The organism is Asticcacaulis taihuensis (assembly GCF_900100255.1).
In the GTDB taxonomy this organism is placed as follows: domain Bacteria; phylum Pseudomonadota; class Alphaproteobacteria; order Caulobacterales; family Caulobacteraceae; genus Asticcacaulis; species Asticcacaulis taihuensis.
The window spans coordinates 1,124,423-1,137,850 of record NZ_FMTS01000001.1 but is presented as its reverse complement, the minus strand read 5'-3'; the positions used below and the strand labels follow the sequence as shown (position 1 = coordinate 1,137,850).

The following is a 13,428-nucleotide window of genomic DNA, read 5'->3' as shown; positions in this document are numbered from 1 at the left end:
GGACGACGAATAGGTCGTTCTCCTTGAGTCTGTTAAAACGAATTGCGCGGATTATGGCGAAACAGGGGGTTTGTTTCAATCCCCTATGCACTGGAAAGGTTAAATAGCCGCTTATATTTTCGGGAATTCGGTCTTCTGCGGCCGTTCAGGCGCGAAACCTATGTAAGCAGCGAGCGGTAAATATCAAGGGTGCGCTGGCACATCAGCGGCAGGCCGTATTGTTCCCTGACACGCTCGCGCCCCTGATGCCCCATCTCGAAACGGTCTTCTTCCGGCAGGGTAATGGCGGTTTTCATGGCGTCGGCCCAGGCATGGGCATCGCCCGGTTTCACCAGCCAGCCGGTTTCACCGGGCAATACGGTTTCAACGGTTGCCCCATGATTGGCGGCAAGAGGCGGGCGCTGCATGGCCTGGGGCTCCACCGCCGTTCGGCCGAAAGCTTCCGGCTCCAGCGAAGGCGCCAAGGCATAATGACAGGCGGTATAGGCCGAAGGCATGTCATCGCAGTGGCCCACCAGCTTGATGCGTTCCTCAAGGCCGTACTTGTGGATGCTGTCCTTGAGTGTCTTAGTGTATTCGCTGCGGCCCTGGTCATCGCCCACCATGATGATCATGAAGTTGTCGATATCCTCATGGCGCAGCATGTTGGCGGCTTCGACGACCAGCGCCTGGCCCTTCCATTTTGTCAGGCGGCCTGCCAGCAGGAACCGGATGCGGCCGTCACCGGACAGCACGCCCCATGATTCTTCCATCTTCATGATCTTGCGCACATCGAAGGCTTCGGGGTCGAAACGCTTCATATCGATGCCGCGCGGAATGCTGATCACCTTGTCGGGAGACAGGCCGGCATAGGTTTTCAGGATGTGGGCGCGGGTGAAATCCGAATTGGCGATGATCATGTCAGCGCGCGTCATCTGGCTGTTGTACCAGCGCTTCAGGCCCGATCTGGCGTTATAGATGCCGGCATAGGTGGCGACGCTGCGTATGCCCTCGGCCTTCGCAGCGCCGATGGCGGCCATGGCCGGGGCGCGCGAACGGACATGGACGATATCGACCTTTTCAGCCCGGATCAGCCGGCGGAGCGTGCTTTTGTTTTGCCACTGGACGAACGGGTTCTTGCTGTGGACCGGCATGTGAATGACGGTCGCGCCTTTTTTCAGCAGGCGTTCCTCCAGCCGTCCGCCTTTTGTGGCCACCATCGAGCGCCCGCCTGCCGCGATGATCGCCTCGCTGATATCGACCACGGTCTGCTCGACGCCGCCGGTATCAAGCTCGGGAACGACCTGCAAAACAGTGGCGGTAAAGGTGGGTTTGGGCATCAAGACTCTTGTGGGAGGAAGGCGGCTCGGCTAAGCCATTTTATCATAACGTAAATTTCAGCGAAAAAGTGGCAACCGCTTTTAAATCACCAAAGCGGCCGTCATAGGAATGATGCGCATGGATATACCTTTCGTTCAAGAGCCTGCCGAATGGCTGGATACGCCACAGGGCGACCGCCTCGCTTATCGGCGGGTGCGGGGGGAGGGGGCAACCCTTTTGTGGCTGGGCGGTTTTCTGTCCGACATGACCGGCAGCAAGGTGACGCGACTGACGGCCGAGGCCAGGGCGCGAGGGTGGAATTTTCTCTGTTTCGATTATTTTGCCCACGGCGAGACCGGTGGGGACTTCGCCGAAGCGCGGGTGGGGCGCTGGCGGGAAAACGCCCTGGCGGTCCTTGTTCACCTGACCGAAGGACCGGTGGTGGCCATAGGCTCTTCCATGGGCGGGCATATGCTCTCCCTGCTGATGAAGGCGCGGCCGGAGCGCATAAAGGCGGCGGGTTTCCTGGCGCCGGCCGCCGATTTTGCCACGGCGCTGATACTACCCTCCCTGTCGCCGGAGGATCGGCGCCAGCTTGAGGTGTCCGGTGTCTGGATGATGCCGGGATATGACCGGCCGGTGCCCCTGTCGCAGGCATTTTTCGAGGAGGCGAAGGCGCATGAAGTGCTGAATGGCCCGATCGCTTTTGACGGCCCGTTGCGTATCCTGCACGGCATGAAAGACGATGTCGTGCCGTGGCGCCACGGCCTGCGTCTACTGGAAACAGTCACCACGCCGGATGCTCATATCCACCTGATCAAGGACGGCGATCATCGCCTGTCACGCCCGCAGGATCTGGATCTGCTGGTCGACATGGTGGCGGAACTGCTGCTTTTGTCAAAAGGGTAAAAATTGACATTTTTCACCTAATGTGTCATTTTGGGTTAAATTGGTGGAGGTGTGTCATGGTTCCCGGGGGAAATGTTTTACGACCCAAGAGCGGCGATACATTACGCGTTTGGCAAATTGCCGATGAAATCACGAAAGATCAGAGCCGGAAGGCAGTTCGTCGTGAAGTCCTGAAACACGCGATGGAAGAAGGCATCCAGGAGCGCACCGCCAGCCGGCAATACAACGATTGGCGGCGCGATTATGAATATCAGAAAGTTCAGCACACGACGGGCAATGGCGTACACGAAGCGCCGGCTGCCCCCCTGCATCTTCATCTGCAAATCGGCGCGGATGGCCGCATTCTGATCCCCGCCGAAATGCGCCGCGCCATGAGGATCGATGAGAGCGGCAGGCTGAATGCCGAACTGGTTGATGGCGAGTTGCGCCTTTTCAGTCCGGCCGTGGCGCTTGAAAAACTGCAAACCCTTTTTGCGCCATTGCGTGAGGCGCCGTCGCTGGTTGATGAACTGCTGGCGGAACGCCGTGCAGAAGCCGCGCGGGAATGAGCGCTATTCTTGACGCCTCCGCCATCCTGGCCTTGCTTCTGAAAGAGCCCGGCAGCGAAATGGTCGCTACCTGGTTGGGAGAGGCCGCGATCAGTTCCGTCAACATGGCGGAAGTCTATTCCAAATGCGCCGATCGTGGCCTTGATCCAAGTGATGTCAAAGGTCTGTTTGCCGGATTAGGCGTGGAAGTTCTGTCGTTCAGTGATCGACATGCAATGGTCACTGGTCAGTTGCGGGCGCAGACGCGATCACAGGGACTGTCGCTGGGCGATCGTGCCTGCCTGGCTACGGGTATGGTGGAAAAACGACGAGTGATCACCGCTGATCGTGTGTGGCTGACCCTGGGCCTTGATATCGAGATCACTTCAATTCGCTGAGCCCAGCCGTGCCTTCAGATGCTCGCCAACCCTGAGGGCATTGGCGACCGTCGTGAGTGTCGGGTTGACCGACGAACTGGAGACAAAGAAGGACGTGTCGACAACATAGAGGTTGTCGAGATCGTGGGCTTTGCAGTTGATATCGAGCACACTGGTCGACGGGTCTCTACCGAAGCGCAGGGTGCCGCACTGGTGCGCCGTGCCGTATAGCGGCAACAGCGAATCGATCTGGAAATGCGGCTCGAACAGGGTGTGCTGGCGTAAGCTAAAGCTTTGCAAAGCCTTTTCCAGCTTTTGCGTCAGGCGCAAATGGGCCGGCAGGTTGTTCGGCGTGTAGGTCAGCCGGATCTGGCCGGTTTCGGTGACGGTGACGCGGTTTTCCTCGCGCGGCAGGTCTTCGGTCATGGTCAGGAAGGCGACCATGTGACGGGCGATGTCGTCGCTGAGGAAGTCGGGGATCAGGGCCGGCGGCAGGATGTCGGATATCTGGCCTTCCAGGGTCTGGCCGGACATGTATTCGAGCAACTGAATCTGCCCCATCGGGTAGGGGTAGTCCTTTTCGCCAAAATAGAAATCATTGACCGCGAAGGTCTTGGGGAAGGTCGAATCGAAGCGTTCGGCCATGATCGAAATCACCGCCGAGGTGGTGTGGAACATGTAGTTGCGCCCCACCAGGCCGGAACTGTTGGCCAGGCCATTCGGGTGCGCGGCCGTCGCCGATTGCAGAAGGATGGCGGCGCTGTTGGCGGCGCCGGCGGCCAGGGCATAGAGATCACCAGTGAAGGTCTGAAGGGCGCCGTCATCAGTTTCGGTGACCACGCCGGTGACCGCCTTGTCGTGCGCCTCTATGTGCTTCACCCTGTGGCCGGTCAGGATCGTGACATTCGGCAGGTTTCGGATCGGATCGATAACGATGCTGCGGGCATCGCTCTTGGCCTTGAGCAGGCAGGGATAGCCGCCGCAGGTGGTGCAGCGGACGCAGTGCGAGGTCAGTGGGTGGGCATCATCGCGGTTAATGCCGAGCGGCAGGGGCGAGGGATGCCAGCCGAGATCCTGGAAATGTTGCTTCAGCTTCGCCACGCCAGGATCGTCGATGAGCGGCGGATAGGGAAAGGGCGGATCTTCGGGCTGATCGTTCGGATCGATGCCGCGTTCGCCATGGACGCGCCACAGGGCCTCGGCCTTTTCATACCAGGGTGCGAAGTCCGCGTAGCTTAGTGGCCAGGCCGGAGACAGGCCGTCACTGTGCTCTACTGCCTCGAAGTCGCGCTTTTTCATCCGCATCAGGGCGGCGCCGTAGAAGGTGGTGTTGCCGCCGACCCAGTAGTTGGTATTGGGTGTGAAAGACTTGTTGGTCTTGTCGAGCCACTGTTCGCTTGTTCGGTAGCGGTGATCGACGAAGACGGCTTTCGAGTCCCAGTTCTGTGGTTCGACCGGCAGTTCCTGACCGCGTTCCAGGATCAGGATCTGCTTGCCGGTATTGGCCAGCGCATAGGCAAGTGTGCCGCCGCCGGCACCGGAACCAATGATGATCAGGTCATAATGCTCGGATTCGGTCTGTAATGCTTCGGGCATAAACTATACGCTTCCTGTGCTCTTGGCTTGCTTTCTGGTGAGAGCAATAATGGCGCTCAGGGGTATGAAAATAACAGATAGCAGAATGGCAATGCCTTCTAACAGTTGGAAATGTGTATGTTCTATATTGCTAATGCAGAATACTTTTTGGGAGCCCTTAACAATATACATAAATTCCGGATGAGAGCAGGGAATGGAGATTGAGTTCATCTCCAAATATTTTTCATAACTGAAAAAGCACAATATGCTTATTAAGCAGAGTAAAAAGCCCAAAATGGCTATACGATTCAGAATCCCGCGCATTGTTACTCTTCTATCTGATATTTTCGGGCGCCCCAGCGGATCAGCGGCGTGATCAGGCCATCGGGCATGTAGGTCATCAGGAAGACGGCCAGTTTATTGGTCCAGCCCGTGACGATGACCTCACGTCCGGCCTCGTTGGCGCGGATAGCGGCCTCCACCACGGCCTCGGCGGTCTGGACGAAACGGGCTGGATGGGTCTTGAGCACCGCGTCCATGCCGTTTGAATGCTGAAATTCGGATTCGGTCGAGCCGGGGCAGAGGGCGGTGACCTTGACACCCCTGCCGGCTACCTCGGCGGCCAGGGAACGCGAGAATTTCAACATATAGGCCTTGGCCGCCGGATAGAGGGTATGGCCGGAAGCGCCCGGTGAAAAAGCAACCATCGAAGACACATTGATGATCCGCCCGAAGCCCTGCGCCAGCATGTGATCGAGTAGTTCGCGCGCCAGCAGGGTCGGGGCTGCCACACAGACCTCAATGAAATCAAGCTGCTGCTTCGCCGTGGTGGCGGCGAAGGTATGGGCCAGGGAGTAACCGGCATTATTGATCAGGCCGTCGGGGCGGAGGTTCATCTCTTTGATACGCGTCAATAAGCCATTTACCTGCGCGCGATCGCTGAGATCGGCGTCCAGACAGGTGATTTCGATGTCATGCGCCACGCGAAGTTCGGCGGCCAGGGCCTCCAACCGGTCGAGACGGCGGGCCACGAGGATCAGATTGATGCCGCGCCGGGCGTAGGACCGGGCGAACTGGGCACCGATACCCGAAGAGGCGCCGGTGATGAGGTAGGTTTTTGCCGGCAATGGCTTGCTCCGTGAGTCGGTTCTGACGCTATTCCTTTTTGCCGGTTTGTATAGAGGCCAGGATCGCGCTCAATCCGTCCCGATATGTCGGATACTGCGGCCGCCAGCCGAGTTCGGCCTTGGCGCGGGCATTGGAGACGCGCTTGTTATCGTTATAGAAGCGCAGCATCTTGCCGCTTAAGGTCGGATCGTCCCAGGCGATGACCGGCGGCAGGGGCAGACCGCTCAGGGCCGCGGCATATTCAAGCACCGTATCGGCGGGCGCCGGTTCATCGTCGCAGAGATTATAGATGCCGCCGGGCCTGGGGTGCGCCAGGCTGGCTATCAGGGCGGTGGCGCAGTCGTCATGATGCAGGCGGGAAAAGACATGGCCGGGCTTATGGATGCGTCGGGCCGTTCCGTCCCTCAAGCGTTCGATGACATTGCGGCCAGGACCGTAAAGCCCCGGCAGACGGAAGATATGCGCGCCGACGCTGAGCCACTGGCTTTCGGCCAGAACGCGACGCCGCCCTTCCGCCGAGGTCGGCAGAAGCAAAGAATCCTCAAACACCCAGCCGCCGCCGCGATCCCCATAGACGCCGGTGGTGGAGAGATAGCCGACCCATTTGCCGGACAGATCGAAATCGGAGAGTGTAGCAAAGGCCGGACAGCCGGTATCGTCCGGCGCCGGGGTGATCAAGATGCCGGCGGTATTTTCGAGCGCTTCCGCCAAAGGGGCGAAGGCGGTGGGATCAATGGCTGTAAGGCCCTGCGCGGTGAGTTCACTGCGCTTCTCCGGCGAGCGGGCCGTGGCAACGATATCATAGCCGGCGCGAGTGGCATCGGCAAAGGCGGCGCCGATAAAACCGTACCCGAAAATCAGCAGCCTGGGTTTCAAGGGGCGTCTGAGGCGAAAGCCGAAGCGGAAGCTTGCGCGGCCTGATGCACGGCATTCAGCTTGTCACGCTGGGCGCGCTCTTCGGCCTGCTTCTTGCGGCGGGCATCGCGCTCCTTCACCATGCGGTAATAGTCGGGAATCTCGATGGCGTGCCCAAACGGCGCGGGCGATCTTTGCCCCAGGCCCTGCGGCCAGACGAAACTCAGCGCGATCATCAGGAGCGCGATCAGGGCGGCGGCGGGGTAGAAAATTCTGGGGTTCATGCCCGGCTTTATAGGCAATTTGCCGCAGTGACACCAGTCTCTTTTATTGGCCATAATTCTGGTGCGCCGGCCCCTTGTGTGGTGCGAATGTCACACCATATCGGAGCCATCGGGTTGTTGCCTTTTGAGGGACAACCGGAAATTCATCCGCCGGAATGGGGACCTTAAAGACATGAATATCGAAAAATATTCCGAGAAAACACAAAAGCTTATCCAAAGCGCGCAAGGAATCGCACAGGCACGCAACCATCAGTATTTCACGCCGGTCCATGTGCTGAAAGCGCTGACCGAAGACAAAGACTCGCTGTCGAGCCAGTTGATCCAGTTGGCCGGCGGCCGCGCCGATGCCTTTGCCGCCTCGATCGATCTGGCCCTGGGCAAATTACCCGCCGTCACGGGCGCAGGTCAACTCTATATGGCCAACGAAACCGCCAAGCTGTTCAATGACGCTGAGGCCGAAGCCAACAAGGCCGGCGATAGCTTCGTCACCGCCGATCGCCTGCTGATCGCCGCCGCCGACAACAAGGAAGGCGCGGAAGCCCTGAAAGCCGCCGGTATTTCGCTCGGCAAGCTGAAAGACGCGCAGGCGGCGTTCCGCAAGGGCAAGCCGGCCGACAGCGCGTCGGCCGAAGCCGGCTTTGACGCGCTCAAGAAATATGCCCGTGACCTGACCCAGGCGGCGCTCGATGGCAAGATCGATCCGGTCATCGGCCGCGACGAGGAAATCCGGCGGACGATTCAGGTTCTGGCCCGCCGCACCAAGAACAATCCGGTGCTGATCGGTGAACCGGGCGTCGGCAAGACCGCCATCGTCGAAGGCCTGGCGCAGCGCATCGTTAATGGCGATGTGCCGGAATCCCTGAAGGACAAGAAGCTGCTGTCGCTCGACATGGGCGCCCTGATCGCCGGGGCCAAATACCGCGGCGAATTTGAGGAACGCCTCAAGGCCGTGCTCAATGAGGTGACGCAGGCCGAGGGCCAGATCGTGCTGTTTATTGACGAAATGCACACGCTTGTCGGCGCCGGCAAATCCGATGGCGCCATGGATGCCTCGAACCTGCTCAAGCCCGCCCTGGCGCGTGGCGAACTGCACTGCGTCGGCGCCACCACGCTCGATGAGTACCGCAAACACGTCGAGAAAGACCCGGCGCTCGCCCGTCGCTTCCAGCCGGTGTTTGTCACTGAGCCGACAGTGGAGGACACCATCTCGATCCTGCGCGGCCTGAAGGAAAAGTACGAGGTGCACCATGGCGTGCGCATTTCCGACTCGGCCATCGTGTCGGCGGCGACCCTGTCCAACCGCTATATCGCTGACCGTTTCCTGCCCGACAAGGCCATCGACCTGATCGATGAGGCGGCCTCACGCGTCCGCATGGCGGTTGATTCCAAGCCGGAAGAACTGGACGAACTGGACCGCCGGATCGTGCAGCTCAAGATCGAGCGCGAGGCCCTGCAAAAGGAAACCGACGCCGGCTCAAAGACGCGCTTGGAAAAGCTTTCCGAGGAACTGGAGGAGCTTGAAGAAAAATCCCTGGCCCTGACCACGCGCTGGAAGGCGGAAAAGGACAAGGTCGGTTCAGCCGCGCGGTCACGCGAAGCCCTGGATCGTGCGCGTATCGACCTGGCCAATGCCCAGCGCGCCGGTGACCTGCAAAAGGCCTCCGAGATCATGTACGGTATCATTCCGGCGCTGGAAAAGGCGCTGGAGCGCGAGGAAAATGCGCCACAGGGCGAGGAATCGCCGCTGACGCCGGAAGTGGTCGATTCGACCCAGATCGCGCAGGTGGTGTCGCGCTGGACCGGCATTCCGGTTGACAAGATGCTGGAAGGCGAGCGTGACAAGCTGCTGCGCATGGAAGATGTGTTGCGCGGCCGTGTCGTCGGTCAGGATGAAGCCCTGACCGCCGTGGCCGATGCGGTGCGCCGGGCGCGGGCGGGTCTGAAAGACCCCAACCGACCGATCGGTTCGTTCCTCTTCCTGGGGCCTACGGGTGTCGGCAAGACCGAGTTGAACAAGGCTTTGGCCGAATTCCTGTTCGACGACGAGACGGCGATTACCCGCCTCGACATGTCGGAATATATGGAGAAGCACTCCGTCTCGCGCATGATCGGCGCGCCTCCGGGCTATGTCGGTTATGACGAAGGCGGGGCGCTGACTGAAGCCGTGCGCCGCCGGCCGTATCAGGTCGTGCTGTTCGACGAGGTCGAAAAGGCGCACCCGGACGTGTTCAATATCCTGTTGCAGGTGCTGGATGACGGCCGCCTGACCGACGGACAGGGGCGTGTGGTCGATTTCCGCAACACCCTGATCGTCATGACCTCGAACCTCGGTTCGGACGTGCTGGTCAATATGGAGCCGGATGGGGATATCGAGGTGGTGCGTCCGCTGGTGCTGAATGCGGTGCGCAAGCATTTCCGGCCGGAATTCCTCAACCGGATCGATGAGATGATCCTGTTCCATCGCCTCGACCGGGCGCACATGCACGATATCGTCCGCATCCAGCTCAAGGGGCTGGAAAAGCTTCTGGCCGACCGGGAAATGACGCTGAGCATAGACGATGCGGCGCTGAATTATCTGGCGGACAAGGGCTATGACCCGGCCTATGGCGCCCGCCCGCTGAAGCGGGTGATCCAGAAGCTGCTGGTCGATGAGATCGCCCGCAAGATCCTCAGCGGCGAGGTGACTGACGGTGAGGTCATCCATGTCGGTTTCGACGGGGAGCACCTGACGATCGGCAAGCCTACCGTCAATTAACGGGGCGTGGGGCCTGTGGCCCTACAAACCTTGCCTTATTCACTAAAAAAGCCTCGTCCAATAGGACGGGGCTTTTTTAGTGAAAGAGAGAAGTCTTAGGGCCCCAAGAAACGTTCTTTGGCCCCAAACCCCATAACTTTTTTGGAGGTCTGCTGGCAGTCCCTAGGGGAGTCGAACCCCTCTTTTCAGGTTGAAAACCTGACGTCCTAACCGATAGACGAAGGGACCGCATCGGCAGAGGCGGTTCTTTGACCGATCCGGAGGAATCGGTCAAGCCCCGGAGAATTTTTTACACAGGTGATTTAGTCGCGGAGCAGTTCGTTGATACCGGTCTTTGAGCGGGTCTGGGCATCGACGCGCTTGACGATGACCGCGCAGTAGAGGCTGGGCGAGGCCGCGTTGGAACCCGCGCTCGCCGAAGGCATCGAGCCAGCCACGACCACTGAATAGGGCGGTACTTCGCCATAGGTGACTTCACCGGTGGCGCGGTCGACGATGCGGGTCGATTTGCCGATATAAACGCCCATGCCGAGCACCGAGCCTTCGCGGATGATGCAGCCCTCGACCACTTCCGAACGTGCGCCGATGAAGCAGTTGTCTTCAATAATGGTGGGGGAGGCCTGCAATGGCTCCAGCACGCCGCCGATGCCGACGCCGCCCGACAGGTGGACGTTCTTGCCGATCTGGGCGCAGGAACCGACCGTGGCCCAGGCATCGACCATGGTGCCTTCATCGACATAGGCGCCGATATTGACGAAGGACGGCATCAGCACGACGTTCTTGCCGATAAAGGCGCCGGCGCGGACAATGGCGCCCGGCACGGCGCGGAAACCGGCCTCGGTGAAATCCTTCACGTTCCACTTGGCGAACTTGTTCGGCACCTTGTCCCAGAAGGGGCCGATCGGCGCCTGCTCGAAGAGGCCGCGGCCGGTGTGCATCAGTTCATTGCCATTGAGGCGGAAGGACAGGAGCACAGCCTTTTTCAGCCAGTCATGCGTGATCCACTGGCCGTCCTTCTTTTCGGCGACACGGAAACGGCCGCTGTCGATCAGATCGATGGCGCCCATGACGGCCTGGCGATAGGCCCCCTGATAGGTGGGCGACAGGGTGTCGCGGACCTCCCAGGCGGCTTCGATATCATCCTTGAAGGCGGCGAGGTCGGACATGGCTGTGCTCATCTGATGAGTGGGAAAAAGATGGCTAGGCCATAGGCCGCAAGCGCCGGAGGATCAAGCCCTAATTCGCTTGAAAATCACTCAGAAAGGCTTTCAGGGAGGGGCTGCGGAAATCGACGTGCGGATCGGTATTGACGGTCGCTTTAGGCCCGACAAGGACGGTTTTCATACCCAGGTGATGCGCGGGCTTGAGGTTCTTCGGGCTGTCCTCGAAGAAGGCGGATGTGCCGGGATGAACGGCATGGACGGCCATCATCTTCTCAAAAGTTTGCAGGGCCGGCTTGGGAATCCAGTCGGCATGTTCGAGATGGAAGATCCCGTGGAACAGGTCGGCCATCTGCATGTGGTCGAGCAGGCGGATGGCGTGGCGCTCGTCGCCATTGGTAAAGACCAGCTTGCGGCCGGGCAGGGCGTGGATTAGGCCGTTCAAATCGGGATCGGGCGCCAGGGTATCGAGCGAGACATCGTGGACTTCGTTCAGGAATACATACGGGTCGATATTGTGATAGGCGACCAGTCCGGCGAGCGTGGTGCCGTGCTCATGGAGATACTGGTCACGCAGGATCGCGGCTTCCGCCGGGGCCAGGCCGGTCTGACGGACCATGAAAGCGGCCATCTTTTCCTCGACCTGCGACATGATATTGGCTTCATGCGGGTAAAGGGTCTGGTCGAGATCGAAGATCCAGGTGTCGACGTGGGCGAGGGCGGGGTGCATGTCACAGACCTCCAAATCGCGCCTGCGATTTGGCAAGCGCGACTGCGCGCCCGAGCCGTTGCGAGGAAAGCCTGCGTGGCGACTGAACGCAAAAAGAAAAGCTGATTACGCCGACTTTCAGTCAGCGGTAATCAATGTACCGGCGCCGTGTTCGGTGAACAGTTCGACCAGCATGGCGTGCGGGCGGCGGCCATCGAGGATAACCACAGCCTCGACGCCGGATTCCACCGCCATGATGGCGGTTTCCAGCTTGGGGATCATGCCGCCGACGGCGACGCCCGATTCAATCAGGCCCTTCGCTTCCGAAATGGTCATCTGGCGGATCAAGTTCTTGTTCTCATCGAGCACGCCGGCGATATCGGTCAGCAGCAACATGCGCTTGGCATTGAGCTTGCCGGCGACGGCGCCCGCCACGGTATCGGCATTGATATTGAAGGTGTGGCCGTCTTCCGACACGCCGATCGGGGCGATGACCGGCACATAGTCATGGTTCGGATCGTCGATCAGGGTGCGGATCAGTTTGTCGTCGACCGTCTTTGGTTCGCCGACGAAGCCGAGATCGACGACCTGCTCGATCATCGAATCCGGATCTTTCTTGATGCGCGTGGCCTTCTCGACCGTGATTAGGCCGGCATCCTTACCGGAAAGACCGACGCCGCGGACATCGGCCTCGCGGCCCGCCTGGGTGATCCAGTTGGCGATCTCCTTGTTGACCGCGCCCGAAAGCACCATTTCGGCGATTTCCATGGTGGCGTCGTCCGTTACGCGCAGGCCGTCGATGAAGGTCGATTTGACCCCGGCGCGGCCGAGCATCGAGGAAATCTGCGGCCCGCCGCCGTGGACGACCACCGGATGGATACCCAGCAGCTTCAGAAGCACGATATCGGAGGCGAAGATCTTAGCCGTTTCAGCCTCGCCCATGGCATGGCCGCCGTACTTGATCGTCACGATCTCACGGTCGTAGATCTGGATATAGGGCAGGGCTTCGGCCAGTTGCTTGGCGGTGGCCCAGCCACGTTCTTCAGCGGAGTCGATTTCGGTCTGGATGATCATAGGTCAGCATTTCAGAGAAAAGTGGACGCCACTTTTCTCGCCCGAAATGCGACAAAAGAGAGCACCCGCGCCATACAGGATACATGTGTCGCTGTCATGAATTTTTTCAGCTTACGCCGGTTTTCACTTAGGCTTTCTGGACGAAAACCGCGTGGCGGTCAGCGTGTCGGAGACGGCGCAGGTTTTGGAATCGATGAAATTCAGCGCCCGCATATGGGTGCGAACCGCCGATTCCGGCAAGCTGGATGTGGCGCCCTTGGGATAGACGATCCAGATCGGCGCGTGCGGCAGGCGCTGCGTGACCTCGGCCAGGCCGGCATTGAGGTCGGCCGGGGTCAGGGCCACGACGATGGACAGGGCGGCACAGGCCGGATCGGTGGTGACCGCATTGATCAGGGCGTCATTGAGCGGCCCGTCACCAATCTGCCCCCAGACAAGCGCCCTGTGGCCGGCATCAACGCCCAGCTTCTGCGCCAGGGAAGGCGGCTCGGTTGTCAGCTTTTTCAGCCACTTTGCCGCCTGACCTTCCGGCAGGGCCAGGGCATAGGCCAGGCCGTTATGCTCAAACAGCAGTTCGTGATTGACCACGCGCGGGTCTTTCAGTTCGGCAATGGGCAAAGTCTTTTTGAACGCACCGCGTAAGGTTAGTTCGCGGCTCTCCAGCAGGGCGTGGGCGTGATGGCTGTCGTGCCCGACCCGTACTTCGCTTTCAGCTTCCAGACCCATGACGGCACCTCTTTCGGGGGCAGAATATCACGTCTGGCCGGAGGCGCAAT

At 60.0% G+C, this 13,428-nt stretch carries 13 protein-coding genes and 1 tRNA gene; 4 read left to right on the top strand and 10 right to left on the bottom strand.

Annotated features, from left to right (window positions below):
* Positions 1-158 precede the first annotated feature (158 nt).
* Positions 159-1,319 carry a glycosyltransferase family 4 protein gene (locus BLO49_RS05355; RefSeq protein ID WP_245678866.1) on the bottom strand — a complete coding sequence of 387 codons (1,161 nt, stop codon included), beginning with the start codon at positions 1,317-1,319 and terminating at the stop codon, positions 159-161.
* A 118-nt stretch (positions 1,320-1,437) separates the two neighbouring features.
* Here BLO49_RS05355 and BLO49_RS05350 point away from each other — a divergent pair, with 118 nt between their 5' ends.
* The 3 genes from BLO49_RS05350 (at position 1,438) to BLO49_RS05340 (ending at position 3,133) form a co-directional block, all read left to right on the top strand.
* Positions 1,438-2,208: an alpha/beta hydrolase gene (locus tag BLO49_RS05350; protein WP_090646159.1), complete on the top strand. Its 771-nt coding sequence runs from the start codon at positions 1,438-1,440 to the stop codon at positions 2,206-2,208.
* Between the two features lie 182 nt (positions 2,209-2,390).
* Positions 2,391-2,756: an AbrB/MazE/SpoVT family DNA-binding domain-containing protein gene (locus BLO49_RS05345; RefSeq protein ID WP_090645127.1), complete on the top strand. Its 366-nt coding sequence runs from the start codon at positions 2,391-2,393 to the stop codon at positions 2,754-2,756.
* Positions 2,753-3,133, top strand: a complete 381-nt coding sequence (locus BLO49_RS05340; protein ID WP_090645125.1) for a type II toxin-antitoxin system VapC family toxin — start codon at positions 2,753-2,755, stop codon at positions 3,131-3,133. The genes BLO49_RS05345 and BLO49_RS05340 overlap by 4 nt, the downstream gene beginning before the upstream one ends.
* Here the strand turns inward: BLO49_RS05340 and BLO49_RS05335 are convergent.
* From BLO49_RS05335 to BLO49_RS05315, 4 genes are all read right to left on the bottom strand, one after another.
* Entirely contained in the window at positions 3,122-4,708 is a 1,587-nt protein-coding gene (locus tag BLO49_RS05335; protein WP_090645122.1) for a GMC oxidoreductase, read from the bottom strand. The genes BLO49_RS05340 and BLO49_RS05335 overlap by 12 nt on opposite strands.
* Before the next feature lie 305 nt (positions 4,709-5,013).
* Positions 5,014-5,814 (bottom strand): SDR family NAD(P)-dependent oxidoreductase, encoded by an 801-nt coding sequence (locus tag BLO49_RS05325; RefSeq protein ID WP_090645115.1) that lies wholly within the window; start codon positions 5,812-5,814, stop codon positions 5,014-5,016.
* 28 nt (positions 5,815-5,842) lie between these two features.
* Positions 5,843-6,691, bottom strand: a complete 849-nt coding sequence (locus BLO49_RS05320) for an SDR family oxidoreductase (protein ID WP_090645112.1) — start codon at positions 6,689-6,691, stop codon at positions 5,843-5,845.
* The gene (locus BLO49_RS05315) at positions 6,688-6,954 is read right to left on the bottom strand and encodes a hypothetical protein (RefSeq protein ID WP_090645109.1); all 267 of its coding nucleotides are present in this window, start codon (positions 6,952-6,954) and stop codon (positions 6,688-6,690) included. The genes BLO49_RS05320 and BLO49_RS05315 overlap by 4 nt, the downstream gene beginning before the upstream one ends.
* 172 nt (positions 6,955-7,126) lie before the next feature.
* Between BLO49_RS05315 and clpB the strand changes: the two genes are divergently transcribed.
* A complete protein-coding gene (gene clpB / locus BLO49_RS05310) occupies positions 7,127-9,709 on the top strand; it encodes an ATP-dependent chaperone ClpB (RefSeq protein WP_090645106.1) in 2,583 nt (860 codons plus the stop codon).
* A gap of 153 nt (positions 9,710-9,862) precedes the next feature.
* On the opposite strand, the gene BLO49_RS05305 is transcribed toward clpB, so the two are convergent.
* From BLO49_RS05305 to BLO49_RS05285, 5 genes are all read right to left on the bottom strand, one after another.
* Positions 9,863-9,937 (bottom strand) — tRNA-Glu (locus tag BLO49_RS05305).
* A 74-nt stretch (positions 9,938-10,011) separates the two neighbouring features.
* The gene (gene dapD / locus BLO49_RS05300; RefSeq protein ID WP_090646156.1) at positions 10,012-10,875 is read right to left on the bottom strand and encodes a 2,3,4,5-tetrahydropyridine-2,6-dicarboxylate N-succinyltransferase; all 864 of its coding nucleotides are present in this window, start codon (positions 10,873-10,875) and stop codon (positions 10,012-10,014) included.
* A 70-nt stretch (positions 10,876-10,945) separates the two neighbouring features.
* On the bottom strand, positions 10,946-11,599 hold the full coding sequence (locus BLO49_RS05295) for a pyrimidine 5'-nucleotidase (RefSeq protein ID WP_090645103.1): 654 nt from the start codon (positions 11,597-11,599) through the stop codon (positions 10,946-10,948).
* Between the two features lie 117 nt (positions 11,600-11,716).
* Positions 11,717-12,652 (bottom strand): acetylglutamate kinase, encoded by a 936-nt coding sequence (gene argB / locus BLO49_RS05290; RefSeq protein ID WP_090645100.1) that lies wholly within the window; start codon positions 12,650-12,652, stop codon positions 11,717-11,719.
* Between the two features lie 123 nt (positions 12,653-12,775).
* Complete coding sequence (locus BLO49_RS05285) at positions 12,776-13,378, bottom strand: hypothetical protein (RefSeq protein WP_090645097.1); 603 nt, start codon at positions 13,376-13,378, stop codon at positions 12,776-12,778.
* Positions 13,379-13,428 lie beyond the last annotated feature (50 nt).

What these genes read in the sequence shown, in the direction of transcription:
- BLO49_RS05350 (WP_090646159.1), top strand. Translation starts at nt 1,438, where the DNA reads ATGGATATACCTTTCGTTCAAGAGCCTGCCGAATGGCTGGATACGCCA.
- BLO49_RS05335 (WP_090645122.1), bottom strand. Translation starts at nt 4,708, where the DNA reads ATGCCCGAAGCATTACAGACCGAATCCGAGCATTATGACCTGATCATC.
- BLO49_RS05315 (WP_090645109.1), bottom strand. Translation starts at nt 6,954, where the DNA reads ATGAACCCCAGAATTTTCTACCCCGCCGCCGCCCTGATCGCGCTCCTG.
- dapD (WP_090646156.1), bottom strand. Translation starts at nt 10,875, where the DNA reads ATGTCCGACCTCGCCGCCTTCAAGGATGATATCGAAGCCGCCTGGGAG.
- BLO49_RS05295 (WP_090645103.1), bottom strand. Translation starts at nt 11,599, where the DNA reads ATGCACCCCGCCCTCGCCCACGTCGACACCTGGATCTTCGATCTCGAC.
- BLO49_RS05340 (WP_090645125.1), top strand. Translation starts at nt 2,753, where the DNA reads ATGAGCGCTATTCTTGACGCCTCCGCCATCCTGGCCTTGCTTCTGAAA.
- BLO49_RS05355 (WP_245678866.1), bottom strand. Translation starts at nt 1,319, where the DNA reads ATGCCCAAACCCACCTTTACCGCCACTGTTTTGCAGGTCGTTCCCGAG.
- BLO49_RS05345 (WP_090645127.1), top strand. Translation starts at nt 2,391, where the DNA reads ATGGAAGAAGGCATCCAGGAGCGCACCGCCAGCCGGCAATACAACGAT.
- clpB (WP_090645106.1), top strand. Translation starts at nt 7,127, where the DNA reads ATGAATATCGAAAAATATTCCGAGAAAACACAAAAGCTTATCCAAAGC.
- argB (WP_090645100.1), bottom strand. Translation starts at nt 12,652, where the DNA reads ATGATCATCCAGACCGAAATCGACTCCGCTGAAGAACGTGGCTGGGCC.
- BLO49_RS05285 (WP_090645097.1), bottom strand. Translation starts at nt 13,378, where the DNA reads ATGGGTCTGGAAGCTGAAAGCGAAGTACGGGTCGGGCACGACAGCCAT.